Below are 20,029 nucleotides of genomic sequence, written 5' to 3' on the forward strand. Positions count from 1 at the left end.
CATAAGATGCCGATGAACAGGAAATGCCTATGTCGCAAAATGGTTTTGATGCGCTGAATGCAATTAAAACGCCCGTGTGGCTCATATCTCCTGTTTCAGAACAGATCATTTTTGCCAATGTGGCCGCAACACAGCTGATGGGTAATAAAACACTGGATGGCTTGCGTAAAGGCACCTGTTCCGCAAGTGCGCAAAGCGTGTTGTCGATGTATGTTCCTGAACTGAAAAACGATCACGATATTGTCGAGATCTGGACGATTAGCCGTGCCGGGCAAGATACACCGTTAAGCTGCCGCCTCTCTCTCTCCCACTTCACGCCTTATGGCGATGTTATCGTTTTTGAAGGGATTTCTTCTCAGGCCCCATCAGGCCTGAAAGCCAGCCGTTCCACAACCTATCAGCGTAAAAAACAGGGTTTCTACGCCCGTTTTTTCCTGACCAACAGTGCGCCAATGCTGTTAATCGACCCTGCCCGCGACGGGCAAATTGTCGATGCAAACCTGGCCGCGCTCAGCTTTTATGGCTATTCGCATGATGAAATGTGCAATAAACACACCTGGGAGATAAATACCCTGGGGAGAGGTGTCATGCCCATTATGACGGAGATTGCCGCACTGCCCGGCGGACATAAGCCGTTTAATTTTGTTCACCGTCTTGCCGATGGCACCACCCGCCATGTCCAGACCTACGCGGGGCCCATTGAGATTTACGGTGACAAACTGATGCTGTGCATCATCCATGATATCACCGAACAAAAAAGGCTCGAACTGGAGTTGGAAAATGCGGCGTTACGTGACTCAATGACAGGCTTACTTAACCGACGCCAGTTCTACAATATTATCGATCAAACCAACCTGAGCCACCTTTCCGCGCAACAGCAATTTAGCCTGCTGCTGGTGGATACCGATCATTTTAAAAACATCAACGACCTCTTCGGCCATCTGAAAGGTGATGAGGTGCTTATCGCCCTTTCCCGCACGCTGGAAGCCTGCAGCAGGCAGGATGACCTCGTGTTTCGCTGGGGAGGGGAAGAGTTTGTCATCCTGCTGCCGCGCACCTCTCTCGACACTGCCATGAAGATTGCCGAATCCGTCCGCGCGGCGGTAACCCGTATCACCATACCCGGATTACCCCGTTTTACCGTCAGCATTGGTGTGGCAAGGCATGAACCGGAAGAGAGTATTGATGAGCTGTTTAAACGCGTAGACGACGCGCTCTATCGCGCCAAAAACGATGGACGTAATAAAGTCCTTGCGGCATGAGACTGGAGTATACGGGAAAGCGTCGTTACAATGCCCCACTTATGTAAATCACTGACAGGTGGGTAGTCGCTACAATGGGAAAGACTGAAATAATACTCACCTTAATTATTTTCATCCTTATTATATTTGGCTTGTGGTTTATTTTTAGCGGTGAGATCTGGTATTTCGTTGAATATCTGGAAAATACCCTCTACCCGACCTTCGATGCGCTGTAGTGCAATAATTCATTTACTTATTTTGCCTGTGCTCTGACGGGCTCTTTTATTTCCGGCAATTGAGCCATACCAGGCTATATCTTAATCATCTCTATAAATAAGGGTGAGGAAAGATGAGCAAGAAAATCCTGATGTTGGTTGGCGATTACGCCGAAGATTATGAAACCATGGTCCCGTTTCAGGCATTACAGATGATTGGTCATCAGGTGGATGCCGTTTGCCCCGACAAACCGAAGGGGGACTACATCATTACGGCAATCCATGACTTCGACGGTGCCCAGACCTACAGCGAAAAGCCCGGCCACCGTTTTGTCCTCAATGCTGACTTTTCCGCCGCACGGGAGCAGGACTATGACGCACTGCTTATCCCAGGCGGCAGAGCGCCAGAATATTTGCGGTTAAATGACGATGTGCTCAAGCTGGTGCAGGCATTTGACGCGGCACGTAAGCCAATCGCCGCCGTGTGCCATGGTCCGCAACTGCTTGCTGCTGCCGGCATACTAAAAGGCCGAACCTGCAGCGCCTACCCGGCGTGTGCGCCTGAAGTGCGTCTTAGCGGTGGACACTACGCCAGTATCGGCATCGACCAGGCACATGTAGACGGTAATCTGGTCACCGCCCCCGCCTGGCCCGCTCATCCACAGTGGCTGGCGAAGTTTAGCGCTTTGCTGGAGTAACAGTGGTGCGGCCCATCAGCGGCACGCGCGGGCATAAGTAAAAACTGGCGCCAGAGTGCGCCAGTTTTCAGTGCGACAAGGTTATTCTCTCCCGTCAGTGCTTCTCAATATACATCGTCCGGCTATACGCCACGTCTTCCGGATTATTAATAGGATAGCCTTTCACCCACGGCTTAATCAGGCGGCCATTGGTGTACTGATAAATCGGCGCGATAGGCGCTTTCTCCGTGAGGATTTTTTCCGCCATGTTGTAGTCCGTATTGCGCGCTTTCGCCGTGGTTTCCAGCGTCGCCTGGTGGATAATTTTATCGTAGGCCGGGTCGTTGAAACGCGAGATGTTACCGCTGTGGGTTGAGGTCAGCAGCGAAAGGAAGGTCGATGGCTCGTTGTAATCGCCCACCCAGGAGGCGCGGATCACGTCAAAGTTACCGGTATTACGGCTATCAATATACGTTTTCCACTCCTGGTTTTGCAGTTTGACATCCACACCGAGATTTTTCTTCCACATGGACGCCACCGCGATGGCAATCTTCTGATGATTTTCTGAAGTATTGTACAGCAGGGTCAGCTTCAGCGGACGCTGAGGGCCATACCCCGCGGCCTGCAGCAAGGTTTTCGCCTGGGCGTTCAGCTCCTGCTGCGACATCTGTTCAAATGGCGAGGCCTCCGGGGTGAACCCGGCCGTCACGTCAGGCGTGAAGTGCCATGCGGGCTTCTCTCCCGTGCCTAACACTTTTTCCGCCATAATGCGGCGATCGATGGTCATGCTCAGCGCCAGGCGAACGCGGGAGTCGGCCGTTGGGCCCTTTTGCGTATTGAACGCATAGTAATACGTGCCCAGCTGAGGCGGTGTGTAAACCTGGCCCGGAATATCCTTCAGGAGCTTCTGATACATGTTTTTTGGGAACGATTCGGTAATATCAATATCACCCGCCAGATAACGTTTGGTGGCCGATGATTCCTGGTTAATCGGTACGAAGGTGACCTTTTGCAGGACGGTTTTTGCATTGTCCCAGTAGTGGGTATTGGGGACGACAACCAGTTTTTCATTCACCACGCGGTCATTCAGGACATAGGCACCATTGCCGACCAGAGATCCCGGACGGGTCCACTCTTTACCCCTTTCTACGTTGGCTTTTTGCACCGGGTAGAAGGCAAAGTTAGCCGTCAGATTACTGAACCACGGCAGCGGTTTGTCCAACTGGACGCGTAATGTTCTGGCATCGACCGCCGTTACGCCAAGCGTATCGGGTGCAGCTTTACCATCAATAATGGCCTGCGCGTTGTTGATACCCGCCAGGGCAGCAAACCAGGCAAACGGAGAGGTCGTTTTCGGATCAACCAGACGCTGCCAGCTGTAGACAAAATCCTGGGCGGTGACAGGCGAACCGTCGGACCACTTCGCGTTATCGCGTAGGGTAAATGTCCAGATGCGGTTATCGTTGCTCTGCCAGCGCGTTGCCACTCCCGGCGTCAACTCCCCTTTCTCATTCTGATTCACCAGACCTTCGAAGAGATCGCGAATCACCTGAATCTCTGGCAGCCCCACCGCTTTTGCCGGATCGAGTGAAGCCGGTTCGTCTTTAATGTGTCTGACCAGCTCCTGTTTTTGCGCCAGTGCCGTACCCTGTGGCACATCCGCAGCGAAAGAGAGTGAAGAGAGTCCGCACAGGCACAGTGCGGCAAAAAGACGCGAAACAGGATGCTTCATAAGATCCCCTTTAATGAATTCAGGTAACAAGCAGATGCGTAATTATTTGTTTCGACAAAAAGAAATGCAAATAACTTACTCCCGAATAGTGATTTAAGGCAATTCTCAACCATTTCGGAAACTATTTGATTAACCGCGTGTTTTGCACAACACTGCGAGTAGTGATCTTTTTATCAGGATTTCGTATGACAACCACCCGACCGAGAGCGGAACGCGGCGCCTTTCCGCCGGGCGCTGAGCAATATGGCCGCTCATTTTTAGGCGCATCGTTGATCTGGTTCCCCGCCCCCGATGCCGACCGCGACAGCGGCTTGATTCTTGCCGGCACGCACGGTGACGAAAACTCCTCCATCGTGACGCTTTCATGCGCGCTGCGGACACTAACGCCCTCATTGCGGCGTCATCACGTGATTCTGGCGGTTAACCCGGACGGCTGTCAGCTCGGTCTACGCGCCAATGCGAGAGGCGTAGACTTAAATCGTAATTTCCCGGCAGCAAACTGGCGCGCCGGAGAAACCGTTTATCGCTGGAACAGCTCCGCCGAGGAGCGTGATGTGGTTCTGCTGACGGGAGATAAACCGGGCTCGGAGCCTGAAACCCAGGCGCTGTGCCAGCTCATCCATAAGATCCACCCTGCATGGATTGTCTCTTTCCACGATCCGCTGGCGTGTATTGAAGATCCGCGTCACTCCGAGCTGGGCGCCTGGCTGGCGGAAGCATTTGCCCTGCCACTCGTTACCAGCGTCGGCTATGAAACGCCAGGATCATTCGGTAGCTGGTGCGCCGATTTGAGCCTGCCCTGCATTACCGCTGAATTCCCGGCGATCTCGTCCGACGAAGCCAGCGAAAAGTACTTAAAAGCCATGATGGAGCTTTTACGCTGGCGGCCTCAGAGATGAAGCACGCCGCTGGTAAAATCAAGCGCGGGTGACACATCAACCGCCAGCCACGTCGGGCCATCCAGATCGGCGAAACGGACCTGATTAACCAGCGGTAGCGCCGCGCCGATCGCCCGGGACGTGCAGAGCATGCAGCCCAGCATCAGCGCAAATCCCTGCGCCCGGGCCTCTTCCGCCAGGGCCAGCGCCTCTGTCAGGCCGCCGGTCTTGTCGAGCTTAATATTGACCATCTCATAGCGCCCCTGAAGGTCGCTCAAACGTTCCCGGGTATGGCAGCTTTCATCCGCGCAGACGGGCAATGGATGGATAAAATTATTCAGCGCCACATCATCTTCTGCTGGCAGAGGCTGCTCCAGCATGGCGACACCCAGGTCGGCCAGCAGCTGACATCGTGCGGCCAGCCCTTCCGGGTGCCAGGATTCGTTGGCGTCAACAATGAGCGTGGCGGCGGGAACCGCTGAGCGAATAGCGACCATTCGCTCGCTGATCAGGCGATCGTCGAGCTTCACTTTCAATAGCGTTGCCCCGGCGTCATAGAGCGCTTTTGCGCTGGCGGCCATCTGTTCCGGCTCACCGATTACCACCGTTTGCGCGGTAACCACCGATTCCGGCAGCACCACGCCCAGCAATGACGTCAGCGATGTTTGCTGTTTCGCCGCTTCCAGGTTCCAGAGCGCACAATCAATGGCGTTGCGCGCGGCCCCGGCGGGTAAACGGTGCTGGAGCGCCTCGCGAGAGAGTCCAGTTTGCAGGTCAGGAACCAGCGTCATGATATGCGCCATGACCGACGCGAGACTTTCCCCATAGCGCGGATAAGGCGTGCATTCGCCCACGCCTTTAAAACCGTCCTCTTCGATTTCAACGACCACCACGCTGGCTTCGCTTCGGCTGCCGCGAGAGATCACAAACGGGGTATGCAATGGCCAGGCTTCTTCATAGACCTTAACGCTTCTCATCATTGACTCCTTGCGGCCCGGAAAGGCGAAAAAATTGGTTTGCCGTGTTATCTGCTGATGGCATACACTAGCCCCGACGTTAACTATATGTAAACAGGAAGATATCTATGTCACAACTCGTTCATTTCCAGGGCAACCCGGTTGCTGTTGCAGGTTCCATTCCGCAGGCTGGCAGCAAAGCGCAGGCTTTTACTCTGGTGGCTAAAGATCTGTCTGACGTCACACTGGCTCAGTTTGCGGGTAAACGCAAAGTGCTGAACATTTTCCCAAGCATTGATACCGGCGTTTGCGCTGCCTCCGTGCGTAAATTCAACCAGCTGGCCACCGAAATGGACAACACCGTGGTGCTGTGCATTTCCGCTGACCTGCCGTTCGCCCAGTCCCGCTTCTGCGGCGCTGAAGGCCTGAGCAACGTTATCACCCTCTCCACCCTGCGTAGCCCGGATTTCCTCGAAAAATACGGTGTTAGCATCGCGGAAGGTCCACTGAAAGGTCTGGCTGCACGCGCTGTACTGGTTATTGATGAAAACGACACTGTCCTTTTCAGCGAACTGGTTAACGAAATTACGACCGAGCCGGATTACACCGCCGCACTGGATAAGCTTAAAGCATAACAGTGACTTAGCAATTTATACTGCGTTTTCAAAACCTCGCGATGGCGGGGTTTTTTATTACCCACGAGCTGAATCGTTAAAGCATAAATATGATAACTTCACAGTATTTATGCAATTCAATATCAGAAACTCAACAATAACGCGATCTTACCCACATAATACTGGTTAATATTTATCATCTTCGCCCTCAGTGAAGCCCATCACATTTCCCTTTACGTCAAAACATTAGATTTGCTTACGAAATCAAATAATCGTTTCAGCAAAAAGGGATCAAAATGAAAATAAAACTGGCTTTAACGCTCCTTGCGGTACTGGTTTCGGGTCACGCCACCGCAAAAACCTGGGTGCTGACCAGCGCTGAAAGCGGCGTAGAAAAAGGAAACTGGAAGATTTCCAGCGATGAGCTGAAAATTAACGACCGGACGTTCAGCATTGAGCAGAAAGTGTTGCACGGCGGAAAGCAGGAAGGCAGTAAAGTTATCATTATCAGCAGTAAAAACGGTCTGACAATTACCCTCAGCCCGACGCGTGGAATGACTCTTCTGCATGTGGAAGGTTTTGGTACCCGACTGGGGTGGAATTCTCCCGTTAAAGAGGTCGTTAACCCAGCGTATATAAATCTGGAAAGCAGAAACGGCCTCGGCTGGCTGGAAGGATTCAATGAGATGATGGTCCGCTGTGGTTATGAGTGGACGGGACACCCGGTCACGGCTGACGGCCAGATTTATACGCTTCACGGCAAGGCCGGTAATACCCCGGCTTCTCAGGTCGAAGTTGACGTTGCGGATACCGCCCCGTATGAAATTCGTATTCGCGGGTTAATCAAAGAGAGTACGTTTAAAAAAGCGGATCTGCAAACCATGACCGAACTGCGTTACGTTCCCGGAACTAACCAGTTCAGCCTGCATGATGTCCTGACAAACCATGCCGATTACCCTCATGACTATCAAATCATCTATCACAGTAACTTCGGGACGCCGATCCTCGAAGAAGGTGCACGCTTCCTAGCTCCGGCGATAAGCGTGAGCCCCTTCAACGATTACGCTAAAGCGGGCGTAGACAACTGGCAAACCTATGCCGGGCCGACAAAAGGCTTTGATGAGATGGTCTTTAACATCAAACCGCTTGCGGACAACAACCACGAAACCCTCGCGGCGGTGGTCAACAAAGCCGGCGATAAAGGCGCGTCAATTCAGTTTGATACACGCCAGCTACCCGTGCTGACCTTATGGAAAAATACCGATACGCCAAAACAGGGGTACGTTACGGGGATTGAGCCGGGTACGAGCTACGCCTACCCCGTGACCATAGAACGTGAGCAGAAACGGGTTAAGCAATTACAGCCTGGAGCCAGCGCGCAGTTTGATCTCACCTATACCCTGCTTCATAGCCCACAACAGGTGAAAGAGGTTGAAAACAGGATTGCGGCCATTCAGGGAGAGACAAAAACAGAAATCGTGACCACACCGCTGGCGAAGGAATAAACATTAAAAAAGCCTCTTTACAGAGGCTTTTTGCTATTCGTCACCTTTCTTATGATTCAAACCATACTCACGCAGCTTATTCGCAATCGCGGTATGCGATACGCCAAGCCGTTTTGCCAGTTTGCGAGTACTTGGATAGCTGCGATAAAGCTGCGTCAGGACGGAGCGTTCAAAGCGACTGGTAATATCATCCAGCGACCCTTCCATCGCCTCTTCACCTACCGATACCGTTCCGGCGTCGTAATCAGGCAGCAGAATATCCTGCGGACGCAGTTCATACCCTTCAAGCTGGGTGAGTGCACGATAAACGGCATTTTTAAGCTGACGGATGTTGCCCGGCCAACCGTAGCGCATTAACACCGTGCCGAGATCGGCAGAAAGCTTCGGACGCGGGACGCCCTGCTCGTCGGCAAAGCGGGCGACAAACAGTTCCGTTAACGGCATGATGTCCTGCGGACAATCGCGCAGCGGTGGAATGTTCAGCGTAAGGACGTTAAGGCGGTAATAGAGATCCTCGCGGAATATCCCCTTTTGCACCAGTTCCACCAGGTTTTTCTGGGTGGCACAGATGACGCGCACGTCCACATGCACCTCATGATCTTCACCGACGCGGCGGAAGGTTCCGTCGTTCAGGAAACGCAGCAGTTTTGCCTGCATACGCGGCGACATTTCACCGATTTCATCCAGCAGCACGGAGCCGCCGTTAGCCTGCTCGAAGAACCCTTTCTTGCCTTCCGGCGCGTGTCCAAACAGTTCGCTTTCAACAGCATCTTCCGGAATAGAGGCGCAATTAAGAGCCAGATACGGTTTTGCCGCACGCGGGCTTGCCAGATGCACAGCGTGAGCCAGCAGATCTTTCCCGGTACCTGTATCGCCAGTAATCAGCAGCGGCGCGGTCAGGCTGGCGAGCTTGCGCGCCTGGTCAACCACATGACGCATTTTCGGGCTGACGGCAATAATCTGGCTGAATGCGCCGACATCCTGGCTGGAGAGGTTTTGCAGTTGGCGGCCCATACGTAACGTCGAGCGCAGCATAATTACGGCACCGGTTAGTACGCGAGTGTCGCTTTCCCCTTTCAGATAAACCGGTGTGATCTCCATCAGGAAATTCTGCCCGTTTATCACTACATGCTCGCTGTGGGTATTCTGCGGGTTGCTGTCCAGCCAGCGCTGGAAGTTAAAACCCGGGACCAGCTGTGTGGCATGTTGATTGCTGAGCTTCTCCTGGCTCTGTGCAAATAGCTGACAGCTTGCGTGGTTAACGCGCTCGACTTTACTTTTCAGATCCAGAGAGAGGAACGGTTCAGGCATGGCTTCCAGCAGCGCGCTCAGTGCCAGGTGCTCTCGCTCGGAGGGCATCCAGGGGATAGTGCGCACATCCGTAACGCCAGCGATACGGCGGATTTCAGCCATCAGACTGCTAAAGGTATTGAATTCAATTTCGGCAAAATTGAGGTAAATTCGCCCGACAGGATCGATCTCAATGCCACGTAAATCAATGCTACGTAAAACAAGAAGATCGAGTAACTCGCGGGTCAGACCGAGACGGTCTTCACAGAAGACTTCAAGACGCATGGGAAATTCACCGTTTTAAGCCAGTAACGTTAAAATGATATGTCAGAACACGGTGAACCGGAAGATGGCTGTCAACAAATATTGACAGCCAGCACGATAAGTGAACAAAACCTCACGGAGCAGGTTTTTTATTGAGCGTCTCTTTAAGCTGGCCGATCAGTTCGCGCCGGAAATCCCCCAGCCGTGGCTTATCGCCATCGATCCACGGCAGCGGTCGGCACACTTCCATCGCCTTGATACCCAGACGCGCCGTCAGTAAGCCCGCGCCAATACCCTGCGCAGCGCGAGCCGAAAGACGCGCAGCCAGATCCTGCGACATCCAGTCCATGCCCACTTCACGCACCAGTTCGCTCGCACCAGCAAAGGCGATATTGAGTAACACCAGCTTGAACAGTCTGAGTCGACTGTAGTAACCCAGCTCGATACCGTAGAGATGAGCGATACGGTTAATCAAACGCAGGTTACGCCAGGCGATAAACGCCATATCCACCAGCGCCAGCGGGCTGACGGCAATCATCAGCGTGGACTCTGCCGCAGAACGGCTAATCTCGCGTCGCGCCTGGGCATCCAGTACCGGCTGAACCATATGGGAATAGAGCGTGACCACTTCCCGGTCATTCTGCGTTTCATGGATGGCGGCATACCAGCGCTGAAGCGCCGGATGCGACTGATCGATACCGGCCTGGCTGGCCAGTTTCTCACAAAACGCGCGGCCTTTGCCGGTTCCGTGGCTGTGGAGGAGATCCCGCGCTTCATCACGCTCATGCGCGCGCTGTCGCAGACGCCAGAGACGTCGCCACTCCGTCGCAACAGACCCCACGCCCGCGCCAACAATCAGCGCACCTGCGGCACATCCGCCCAGTGCGACCCAGTCCTGCGTTTGCCAGGCGTTCATCGCCCACTGGACGCCCTGCCCGACCACGCTGACGCCGAACAGTGCCAGACCGGCGGTGACCATTCTGCGCCACACACTGCGTTTTGGACGCAAAGCGGCCTCCACGACCGCCTCCGCTGGCCCCTCCTCAACCGCGGGATCGTCCGGCAGTGCCGGGGCAAAGTTGTCTGCCTGCGTACCGCTGAACGTCTGCGCCGTTTTAAACGCTTCGCGATCCGCCTGCTCAAGCGTTCCGGTAAAATCTATGCGTGGTTTTAACGGTTCCGTCATCGCAATTTATCTCCAATCAAAAACTCCAGCGCCGCATCCAGACGGATGTGTGGTAACGGCCGATCGACGCTCATGGCCTGAGGGCGGAAGGCTTCAAACTGGAAACCCTGGCTCTGCCAGAAGGCCTGGCCCGGCAGCCTGGCAGGCACTTCGCCCGGGTAGACCGTAAGCGGCTCACCGTCGCTGAGGCGATTCCCGCGCAATGCCGGTATTTTCTCGCCGTTGAGATCAATCAGCCCGCTCTGCGTCGCCTGCACGGAGGCCAGCCCAAGACAATCCATGCTAATCCCTTCAAACGCGGCATTTTGCCACGCATCCTGCACCAGCTGCTGCAGCAGAGAAACCATGTTGGCATGCTGTTCGACCGTCACGTGATCGGCTTTCGTGGCCGCGAACAGCAGCTTGTCGATCACCGGCGAGAAAAGACGACGGAACAGCGTCCGCTGCCCGTAGTGAAAACTCTGCATCAGCTGGGTCAGCGCGAGGCGCATATCGTTAAATGCCTGCGGCCCGCTGTTAAGCGGCTGCAGGCAATCTACCAGCACAATCTGGCGGTCGAAACGCAAGAAGTGGTTTTTATAAAATCCTTTGACCACTTTTTCGCAGTAGTAATTGTACCGCTCGCGCAGCATCCCGGCGTTCGTGTGTTTACCGGCCTGGGCCAGCTTCGATTCACCGGCGCCGTCCACATCTGGCCAGGGGAAGAACTGCAGCGCGGGCGCTCCGGCTAAGTCCCCCGGCAAGACAAAACGCCCCGGCTGGATGAAGTGCAGCCCTTCCTGTTTGCACTGATGAAGATAGTCCGTCCAGGCCTCGGCAATCGCCGCCAGACGGTTTTCATCCGCTGGTGCCAGCGGATCCAGACCTTCACACAGCGCTCGCCATTTCGTTGACCACGCAGCGCGTTGTCCCTGCAGCAACCCTGTCATCTGACGGGACCAGCTAAGGTAGTCCTGCGCCAGCATCGGCAAATCGAGCAGCCATTCGCCCGGGTAATCGACGATTTCCAGATACAGGGTGGAGGTATCCTTGAAGTGGCGCATCAGGGATTCATTTGAGCGGAAACGCAGCGCAAGGCGAATTTCACTCACGCCTCGCGTCGGCGTCGGCCACGCGGGCGGCTCCCCGTAAAGTTGTGCCAGCCCTTCGTCATAGGTAAAACGAGGAATACCAAAATCGCGCTGAGGGACGCGCTTAACGCCCAGCAGACGCTCTTCTCTCACGGCGCTGAGCAACGGCAGGCGCGCTCCGGCGTGCAGGTTCAGGAGCTGGTTCACCATCGCCGTTATGAATGCCGTCTTGCCGCTGCGGCTTAGACCGGTGACGGCCAGGCGCAGATGTCGGTCAACGCCACGGTTCACCAGTGAATTGAGTTCGTTCTTAAGTCGCTTCATCGCCATCCTTCATTGCCCGGAAGCCTGGAATGCATGGCTTCAGAATACAATAAATGGGGGCAGATCGTTGATTATCAATTCTTATTTATTGCTATTGCCGTTTTCTCTCCAGTAAGATGAGCGGCATTGCTGTCAGTCCGGAGTGAGTAAGGTGTATGTCACCCACCATCTATGATATCGCACGGGTTGCGGGCGTATCGAAATCAACCGTATCCCGCGTTCTGAATAAACAAACGAATATATCCCCCGAAGCACGTGACAAAGTGCTGAAGGCGATAGACGAATTAAATTATCAGCCCAACAAACTGGCCCGCGCACTGACCTCTTCTGGCTTTGATGCCATTATGGTTATTTCGACCCGCTCGACCAAAACCACAGCCGGTAACCCTTTTTTCTCTGATGTTCTTCATGCGATTACAACAAAAGCGGAAGAAGAAGGTTTTGACGTTATTTTGCAAACATCTAAAAGCAGCGAAGACGATCTGCTGAAATGTGTGAGCAAAATAAAGCAGAAGATGATCAAAGGCGTCATCATGCTGAGTTCACCGGCAAATGAATCTTTTTTCAGCACGCTGGATGCGTATGGCGTACCCGTCGTCGTCATTGGCAAAGTGGAAGGTGATTATCAGAATATTTATTCCGTCGATACGGATAATTTTAATGACAGCGCCACGCTGACGGATAACTTCATTAAAAATGGGCGACGGAAAATTGCCTGTCTGCATGCACCGCTTGATTACCACGTTTCAATTGATCGTCTGGCGGGCTATAAAGCCAGTCTGGCAAAACATAATATTGCTATTCATTCCGACTGGATCATGGATGGTGGTTATACCCACGAGAGTGCACTCGCTGCGGCGATTACATTATTATCCTCGCCAGTTCCTCCTGATGCGGTATTCGCCACCGACAGCATGAAGTTGCTAAGCCTCTATCGTGCTGCGGATGAGTTAAATCTGATGATCCCGGAGCAGGTCGTGATAGCCGGATACAGCGACCCGATGCTCTCTCTCATTCTCACGCCAGCGCCAGGTGGGTTTGACATCCCCACTCGCAAGCTGGGTGAAGAGAGTTGCGATCTGCTCTTCAGGCGCATTAGTGGTCAACCTGCCCCGCAAAAAGTGCTTGTCGACACCCACTTTGTATTAGCGGCTTCTCTGCGCTAAAACCAGGGGCGGATCGCCCCTGGTAAGTGATGTATCAGAACGCGTAATTCACACCTACGCCCGCATAGTGGAAGCGGTCGCTCTCGTCCTCATCGTGGTTTTCCCATTCATACGCATATTCCAGCGTCATGGATAAACCGTTGTTGAAGTCATAGGCATACAGCATACCCAGGCGGTTGAAATCATGCCCTTCGCGCGTCGGATCGTCCTGCCAGTCCCAGTTTGACCAGCGGTCAAGACCCAGGCGGGTGTAAGGCGTTAAGGTTGTCTGGCCCAACGAAACAGGCAGATAGGCGCGAATTTCCTGCGTGGAAAACTCGCCGTTATTACGTGAGCTGTCCATATTGAAACCGCGCTCTAAATAGTAATTTACTTTTGCGGAGACGGTTTCATTGATAGTCCAGGTAAAGCCCGTTTCGGTCTCAACACGGCTGTCAGCATAACCGGTTTTTTCCAGATCGTTAGCAAACTGATACATAGCAAGCCAGCCACTAAAGCGCCAGTCATCGGTTAATTTAATATCCCAGTCTGGCTGTACTTTGTAGCGCTGCATATTTGCGCTGCCGTCTTTGGCACCGTGCTCATCTTTAAAGTGATAACCATAATTACGGAAGCCGCCGGTCAGACCAAAAGTAAAATCATCGGTACCAATAAAGCGATAGCGTAATTCAAATTCCGGACGGTCAAAATAGGTTCCGCGCGTCATGCTGCTGTAATCAACGGGCCCTTCCTGATACATCGCCAGAGAAATTGTCCAGGCATCCCAGGTCGCATTAAACCATACGGAAGGTTCATATAATCCATCTTTATCGTCGCCCTGACCTTCGACGTTTTCAATTTCATACATGGCCCCGATATTAAATTCCCACTGTTTCGCAGTTTCTGCCGCTTGCGCACAGCTAACCCCTGCGCACAGAACGAGCGCAGCACTTTTTAGTAGAGTACTCATGAGATATTCCCTTTCTAATTAACCAACAAAAAACCGGAAATTTGCATTTCCGGCAAACACCTTTCTTATCTAATAGCCGCTTCTGTATCAGCGTCGAAGAAATGGCACTTATTCATATCGAACTGGATGCCAATATTATCTCCGGCGACGTAGTCATTCGCTGCACCTGCACGGACAACCAGTTCATGCCCCCCTACGGTGGCATAAAGCATAAATTCAGCGCCGGTCAGTTCAGCCACGCTGACTTTCGCCGTGATGTCTTCTCCGCTGCTCTGCAGGGTAAGAATGTCTTCCGGGCGGATACCGAAGACGACCGCTTTACGCTGGTAACCTTGCGCATTCAGTTCGGCCAGCTTGTCTTCAGGGATCTCCAGACGCAACGTTTCCGTTACGAAATAACGATCGTCGATAGCGCCACGAATGAAGTTCATCGCCGGTGAGCCAATGAACCCTGCGACAAACATATTGGCCGGCTCGTTGTACACCTGCTTCGGCGCCCCGACCTGCTGAATAATGCCGTCTTTTAAGATCACGATGCGGGTGGCCATCGTCATGGCTTCCGTCTGGTCGTGCGTAACATAAATCATGGTGGTATTAAGCTTCTGGTGCAGCTTGCTGATTTCAGCACGCATCTGTACGCGAAGCTTGGCATCAAGGTTGGACAGCGGTTCATCCATCAGGAAGACACCGGCTTCACGCACGATCGCCCGGCCTAACGCCACGCGCTGGCGCTGACCACCGGACAGTGCGCCTGGCTTACGCTTGAGATAATCACGTAACCCCAAAATCTGCGCCGCCCAGTTAACACGCTCCTCAATCACCGCAGGCGCTATTTTTTGCATTTTCAGGCCAAACGCCATGTTGTCGTAGACCGTCATATGCGGGTAAAGCGCGTAGTTCTGGAAGACCATCGCGATATCGCGAGATTTAGCGGGGACATCATTCATGCAGACCCCGTCAATGATCAGCTCACCGGCGCTGATCTCCTCCAGCCCGGCAATCATGCGCAGGGTCGTGGATTTACCACATCCCGATGGACCAACGAACACAATGAATTCTTTGTCTTCTATTTCGAGGTTGAAATCTTTAACCACATGGACCTGGTTATCGTAGATTTTCTGAATATGTTTTAGAGACAGTTGAGCCATAATTTATTCCTTATCAATACGCCGGGTTGCCCAGAATTCTGTCAGGCATGTCCAGGTCAGTTCCTGCGTTGAATGAAGTTGTAATCCTGCATGGTTAAGGCCAGGCCCAATCCCTACCGACAACATCCCTGCGGCGTTGATTGCCTGAACGCCCGCAGCGGCATCTTCAATGCCGATAGCCTCTTCAGGACGTACATCCAGACCGGCACAGGCGGCGAGAAAGATCTCCGGGTCTGGCTTTGAGTGACGAATGCGGGAAGCATCCGCGCAAAAATCAAATGCCTGATGAATGCCCAGCGCGTGCAAAATCCCCGGGGCATTGAGCGATACGGACGCGAGCCCAATTTTGACTTTCGCTGCACGGATATCCGCCAGCACGTCTCGAATCCCCGGAAGCAGCGAATCCTGCGTCAGCGATGCCAGTGACTGGACATAACGCGCGTTTTTTTTCGTCGCAAGCGCAAGGCACTGCTCATCGCTAAACATCCCCTCTTTTCCGCCATGCTTCAGAATGCGCAGAAGAGAATCCATACGGCTTATTCCCTTCAGCTGTTCGTTAAAGACTTCGTCGAAGGTGATGCCAATTTCCTCCGCCACGGCTCGCCAGGCCAGAAAGTGGAGGTGTGCGGTATCGGTGATCACACCGTCCAGATCGAATACAACAGCCTTAAGCACCATGGTGCGCCTCCGTGGTAGCGGTCCCATTTTCAGATGCAAGAAAGTCCTTACGGGTGATAACTTGTCGCGCCGACACATGTAGCGTTTTGCCCCACAGCGTTAGCGTGGCAGGTGCCGTCGTTTCAATGGTTAACACCTCGTTTTCATAGGTGAAATGCAGGGTTGCGTTACGCCACCGCAGTGGGAATGCCAGTTTCTGCCAGTGAGCAGGCAGTTTCGGCGCAAGATGCAGTTCCCCTTCGATAATTTGTAGGCCAGCAAACCCCTGAACCGCGCCAGACCAGATCGCACCGGTGGCGGCAGCATGTATCCCTTCATCACTGCTGTGCGGATCGTCACCCAAATCAATGCCGATGCCATCACGCCAGAAGGCATAGGCCCCCTGCGTGTCACCGCAGCGCGCGAGAACAATCCCGTGAATGGCTTTGCTCAATGACGAATCATGGATCGTGCGTGGCTCATAAAACGCCAGATTGGCGGCACACTGCTGCGGCGTAAACCGTTCCGGCAGCAGGTAGTTAAGCATCACCACATCGGCCTGTTTCAGGATCTGCATCTCGTTCACTTCCGCACGGGAATAATCGAGCAGAATCGTCTGCTTACCCGCTTTGGCTTTATAGCGGTTCAGATCAATGGCAGGTTTTGACATGAAGGAGTCATCCTGCGGGATCACACCCTCTGCATCGGCCTCTGGCAGCCATAAGCGCGCCAGGAACTGCGTGGCATTCTCCGTAAAACGCGCATCTTCACGCCCAAACATCGCCATAAACTGACGGGCACAGGCAACGTTGTGCCAGGCCAGATAGTTGGTGTAGGCATTGTTATTCACATGCTCGGTGTATTCATCCGGCCCTATTACGTCATGGATTTCGAGACGACCATTGATTTCCGTTGCGCGTCCCATCCAGAACGAGGCGGTTTCCATCAGCAGCGTCAGACCCTCATTACGCATAAAGGCATCATCATGTGTCGCCTGCCAGTAAGCGACGACGGCCCAGGCGATATCTGCCACGATGTGATGCTCAGCAAGCGCGGAGGCCACCTTCTGGCGTATCCCGGTACGGATGTTGATAGCGGCAAACTCTGGCGTTTCTTCCTCCCCACTCGCCGCGCTTTCCCATGGGAACAACGCGCCGGGCCAGCCGTTACGACGGGCTTTCTCCCGGGCGCCAGCAAGATTAAGCCAGCGATAACGCAGCAGGCTGCGGGCAATCTGCGGGCGGGTAAACAGATGGAAAGGCAGCAAGAATATTTCGGTATCCCAGAATACGTGGCCTTTATACCCCTCTCCCGTCAGCCCTTTCGCGGCGATACTGCTTCGCTCGTCATGGGCAGGCGTCATCGTAGTCAGGTGCCAGACCGCATAATCCAGCGCCATCTGATCCTGAGGTTCCGCAGACGTCACTTCCACACGAGCCTCACGCCAGACGGCTTTCCAGGCATACGCTGAACTTTCCAGCAAGGCGTCGTAGCCTCTTGCTGCGCAGACTTTTAGATCGCCCAGCGCGTTGCGAGCGAAAGACTCCTGCGACAGCGCTTTATCACTGCGGTGGGTTACCCAGACAATTTTTTCAAGCGTGACAGTGTCACCCTGCGCAATCGTCAGGGAATGATGCACGTTGAGACGCCGATTTTTGGCGGTAAAACAGCTGTCGCTCTTCGTTGAGAGCTGACAAAACGCCGAAACGACGACATCTGACGCCCGGTCCTGCGTTTCATACACGCCCTGCATGTAGTGCTGGTCAAAGACTCTGACCGAGATTTCATCCAGATGCTGTCTGCCGCTGTTCGTTTGCGTTGCATCAATACCGGTTTTCAGCACGGCCTGCGAAGCAGCATCAAGCGGTGTGATCGAAAGCTGCATCGCCACCAGAGGCAACTGGTCCAGCGACACAAAACGACGACTTTCCAGCCGGTAACGGTTTCCGTCGGGCGAACGCCAGACAACGCGACGATGCAGCTCGCCGTTGGCAAAGGCCAGCTCGCGCTGCCACTCCAGAATCTCCCCTGCAAGGAGCGTGAAATTGACGCCATCCAGCTCAACATCAATGCCGGTGATATCGGGCAGATTGACGAGCTCGGTGGTTTCGTTGCGTCCCGCACGATGATACAGACCCGCAAGGTACATGCCTCTGGTTTGCAGGGTGTAATCTTCTTCATGCGCAGCGCGAATACCCATGTAGCCATTGCCGCAGGCCATAACAGAGGCGTATTTATTCAGGCTGTGAGGACAAAAGCCCGGATCGGTTAAGACAGACACGTTCAGCATAATGTCACGCATTCCCCTGTTTCTGCTGATTCATAAAGCGCGGCGACAAGCTGCTGAATAACCAGGCCCTGTTCTGCATCCGCGATCATGACGGGCTCTCCCTGCACATGGCGTACGAAGGCATCCATACTGCGTAAATGTCGCTGGTCATCAGCCTCTTCACGCTGCGCGAGGGTGACTAACGCCCCGGCTTCGTCGTTATAGATGTGCGCCGGGAACAGCGTTGCTCCCGCTTTTTCGCCGCAGAAAGCGACATTCATGATGGACTGCTCGCGGATGTTAAGCGCAAAGGAGGTGTCCAGACGCAGAATGCCGCCGTTACAGAATTCAATCGTGCCAAACAGGGCATCCTCAACGGTGTATTGCGTAGGATCCCACTCGCCAAACTGGCCGGTGCTTTTGCGGTTTCCCAGCCTCTGAAAGCTGTGCGCGGTCACACGCTTTACCGCAGGGAAACCCAGGACATACATGGCGGCATCAAGCATATGAATGCCGATATCAATCAGCGGTCCACCACCCTGTAATGATTTATTGGTAAACACGCCCCACCCCGGCACACCGCACCGCCGCACCGCCTGCGCCGATGTGAAGTAAACTTCACCGAGCGTGCCATTCATTACAGCCTCTCGCAGTTGCTGGGTATCCAGGGCAAAGCGGTGGTGAAAATCATAGGCCAGCACTTTGCCTGCTTTACGCGCCGCGATGCGCATCTGGTCGGCCTGTTGCGGCGTCATCGCCGGGGGTTTTTCACACATCACATGACACCCCGCTTCGAGGGCCGCCATCACATGTTCAAAATGGAACCGGTTAGGCGAACAGACGCTCACCACGTCCGGCTTCACCGTTTGCAACATCTCGTGAGCGTCCTGCCATGCCGATGGAATAGCATAACGTTCCGCGAACGCCTGTGCCTGCTCAAGGCGGCTGTCCATGACAGCCACCATGTGAACATCACTGCGCGTGGCGTAATACGAGGCATGCACTTTGTCCGCGACCTGCCCGGCGCCAATAATGGCGACGCGCAGAGGCGAAGGTGTAGAAGCACTCATCACGCTCGTCATCCTTAGCATTCACGCAAATAAGTGAGTGAGTCCTGATAAGCCTGAGCCGGATTGTCGGCGCGAACGCGGCACTCATACACCACATAACCCTGGTAGTTATCGGCACGCAGCTGATCGAACAGGCTGGCGAAATCGAGGCTGCCGCTGCCCGGTTGATAGCGGTGGTTATCAGCAATATGCACATGCCCCAGCAGATCGCGGTTCTGATGCAGCGCATCCGTCAGCGAGTCTTCTTCAATGTTCATATGATAGAAATCACCGATGATCTGCACGTGCTTGAGATCGTTCTCTTCGATATAACGACGCGCGTCTGCCAGGGTATTGATCATATGATCCTGGTAGCGGTTCAGCGGTTCCAGGTAGACGGTCGTACCGGTGCGTGCAGCAACCTCATCCAGCCAGCGCAGCGACGCGCTTACCGCTTTGCGGTCGCCGTCCAGGCTGCGTGGGGAAGTCATTGGCGGCAAACGGAAGGTAAACATTCCCCAGGCCGCAGGCACGATAATGCCCTTTCCACCCACTTCCGCCAGGGCTTGCAGAATGCGTTCAATCTGCTGTAGCCCGTTGAGACGACGTTCTTCGATAAAATCACCGATCCAGCCATCGTATCCGCCACATGCCGTCGTCACCGGCAGACCCGTGGCTTTGATAGCCGCTTTCACTTCGTCGAGGTTTTCGACCAGCAGTTTGCCGTCAATTTCGTAGCCATCAAAACCCATCGCTTTGATGTACTCGAATTTTTCCATGATGTTGGCTGGGAAAAAGGCCTGGTTTTGCGTTGCGATTTTCATGATTTGCTGTCCTTA

At 53.9% G+C, this 20,029-nt stretch carries 18 protein-coding genes; 7 read left to right on the top strand and 11 right to left on the bottom strand.

Annotation, left to right across the window (positions count from 1 at the left end; translation table 11 throughout):
* The first annotated feature begins 29 nt into the window (after nt 1-29).
* From G0034_RS12205 to G0034_RS12215, 3 genes are all read left to right on the top strand, one after another.
* Nucleotides 30-1,262 carry a sensor domain-containing diguanylate cyclase gene (locus G0034_RS12205; protein WP_023330521.1) on the top strand — a complete coding sequence of 411 codons (1,233 nt, stop codon included), beginning with the start codon at nt 30-32 and terminating at the stop codon, nt 1,260-1,262.
* Nucleotides 1,263-1,336: 74 nt separating this feature from the next.
* Nucleotides 1,337-1,477 carry an Ecr family regulatory small membrane protein gene (locus tag G0034_RS12210; protein WP_014884038.1) on the top strand — a complete coding sequence of 47 codons (141 nt, stop codon included), beginning with the start codon at nt 1,337-1,339 and terminating at the stop codon, nt 1,475-1,477.
* 113 nt (nt 1,478-1,590) lie between these two features.
* A complete protein-coding gene (locus tag G0034_RS12215; RefSeq protein WP_014884039.1) occupies nt 1,591-2,154 on the top strand; it encodes a DJ-1/PfpI family protein in 564 nt (187 codons plus the stop codon).
* 94 nt (nt 2,155-2,248) lie between these two features.
* Here the strand turns inward: G0034_RS12215 and G0034_RS12220 are convergent, their stop codons facing one another.
* Complete coding sequence (locus G0034_RS12220; protein ID WP_045268217.1) at nt 2,249-3,865, bottom strand: peptide ABC transporter substrate-binding protein; 1,617 nt, start codon at nt 3,863-3,865, stop codon at nt 2,249-2,251.
* 185 nt (nt 3,866-4,050) lie between these two features.
* Here G0034_RS12220 and mpaA point away from each other — a divergent pair, with 185 nt between their 5' ends.
* On the top strand, nt 4,051-4,764 hold the full coding sequence (gene mpaA, locus G0034_RS12225) for a murein tripeptide amidase MpaA (protein WP_045268218.1): 714 nt from the start codon (nt 4,051-4,053) through the stop codon (nt 4,762-4,764).
* On the opposite strand, the gene ycjG is transcribed toward mpaA, so the two are convergent.
* Nucleotides 4,755-5,720 carry an L-Ala-D/L-Glu epimerase gene (ycjG, locus tag G0034_RS12230; protein ID WP_045268219.1) on the bottom strand — a complete coding sequence of 322 codons (966 nt, stop codon included), beginning with the start codon at nt 5,718-5,720 and terminating at the stop codon, nt 4,755-4,757. The two genes, mpaA and ycjG, sit on opposite strands and share 10 nt — an antisense overlap.
* 107 nt (nt 5,721-5,827) lie before the next feature.
* Here ycjG and tpx point away from each other — a divergent pair, with 107 nt between their 5' ends.
* Together tpx and G0034_RS12240 are read left to right on the top strand one after the other, a co-directional pair.
* The gene (tpx, locus tag G0034_RS12235; protein WP_014884043.1) at nt 5,828-6,334 is read left to right on the top strand and encodes a thiol peroxidase; all 507 of its coding nucleotides are present in this window, start codon (nt 5,828-5,830) and stop codon (nt 6,332-6,334) included.
* Nucleotides 6,335-6,609: 275 nt separating this feature from the next.
* Complete coding sequence (locus G0034_RS12240; RefSeq protein ID WP_045268220.1) at nt 6,610-7,818, top strand: aldose 1-epimerase family protein; 1,209 nt, start codon at nt 6,610-6,612, stop codon at nt 7,816-7,818.
* Between the two features lie 33 nt (nt 7,819-7,851).
* Here the strand turns inward: G0034_RS12240 and tyrR are convergent, their stop codons facing one another.
* The 3 genes from tyrR to G0034_RS12255 form a co-directional block, all read right to left on the bottom strand.
* Nucleotides 7,852-9,393: a transcriptional regulator TyrR gene (tyrR, locus tag G0034_RS12245; RefSeq protein ID WP_179120906.1), complete on the bottom strand. Its 1,542-nt coding sequence runs from the start codon at nt 9,391-9,393 to the stop codon at nt 7,852-7,854.
* Between the two features lie 112 nt (nt 9,394-9,505).
* Nucleotides 9,506-10,558: a YcjF family protein gene (locus G0034_RS12250; protein ID WP_032636327.1), complete on the bottom strand. Its 1,053-nt coding sequence runs from the start codon at nt 10,556-10,558 to the stop codon at nt 9,506-9,508.
* A complete protein-coding gene (locus G0034_RS12255; protein WP_047343801.1) occupies nt 10,555-11,952 on the bottom strand; it encodes a YcjX family GTP-binding protein in 1,398 nt (465 codons plus the stop codon). The genes G0034_RS12250 and G0034_RS12255 overlap by 4 nt, the downstream gene beginning before the upstream one ends.
* 155 nt (nt 11,953-12,107) lie before the next feature.
* On the opposite strand from G0034_RS12255, the gene G0034_RS12260 reads away from it, so the two are divergent.
* Complete coding sequence (locus G0034_RS12260; RefSeq protein ID WP_032636325.1) at nt 12,108-13,118, top strand: LacI family DNA-binding transcriptional regulator; 1,011 nt, start codon at nt 12,108-12,110, stop codon at nt 13,116-13,118.
* 34 nt (nt 13,119-13,152) lie between these two features.
* On the opposite strand, the gene G0034_RS12265 is transcribed toward G0034_RS12260, so the two are convergent.
* From G0034_RS12265 to ycjR, 6 genes are all read right to left on the bottom strand, one after another.
* Nucleotides 13,153-14,067 carry an OmpG family monomeric porin gene (locus G0034_RS12265; protein WP_047343800.1) on the bottom strand — a complete coding sequence of 305 codons (915 nt, stop codon included), beginning with the start codon at nt 14,065-14,067 and terminating at the stop codon, nt 13,153-13,155.
* Between the two features lie 65 nt (nt 14,068-14,132).
* Nucleotides 14,133-15,215, bottom strand: coding sequence for an ABC transporter ATP-binding protein (locus G0034_RS12270; protein ID WP_014884050.1), 1,083 nt, complete (start codon nt 15,213-15,215; stop codon nt 14,133-14,135).
* A 3-nt stretch (nt 15,216-15,218) separates the two neighbouring features.
* On the bottom strand, nt 15,219-15,893 hold the full coding sequence (pgmB, locus tag G0034_RS12275) for a beta-phosphoglucomutase (protein ID WP_045268225.1): 675 nt from the start codon (nt 15,891-15,893) through the stop codon (nt 15,219-15,221).
* On the bottom strand, nt 15,883-18,162 hold the full coding sequence (locus G0034_RS12280; RefSeq protein ID WP_179121330.1) for a glycoside hydrolase family 65 protein: 2,280 nt from the start codon (nt 18,160-18,162) through the stop codon (nt 15,883-15,885). Before G0034_RS12280 ends, pgmB begins: the two co-directional genes overlap by 11 nt.
* The gene (gene ycjS / locus G0034_RS12285) at nt 18,156-19,214 is read right to left on the bottom strand and encodes a D-glucoside 3-dehydrogenase (protein WP_088126779.1); all 1,059 of its coding nucleotides are present in this window, start codon (nt 19,212-19,214) and stop codon (nt 18,156-18,158) included. The genes G0034_RS12280 and ycjS overlap by 7 nt, the downstream gene beginning before the upstream one ends.
* An 11-nt stretch (nt 19,215-19,225) precedes the next feature.
* Nucleotides 19,226-20,014: a 3-dehydro-D-guloside 4-epimerase gene (ycjR, locus tag G0034_RS12290; RefSeq protein WP_032636319.1), complete on the bottom strand. Its 789-nt coding sequence runs from the start codon at nt 20,012-20,014 to the stop codon at nt 19,226-19,228.
* Nucleotides 20,015-20,029 lie beyond the last annotated feature (15 nt).

It is taken from the genome of Enterobacter sp. T2, assembly GCF_010692925.1.
Taxonomy (GTDB): domain Bacteria; phylum Pseudomonadota; class Gammaproteobacteria; order Enterobacterales; family Enterobacteriaceae; genus Enterobacter; species Enterobacter kobei.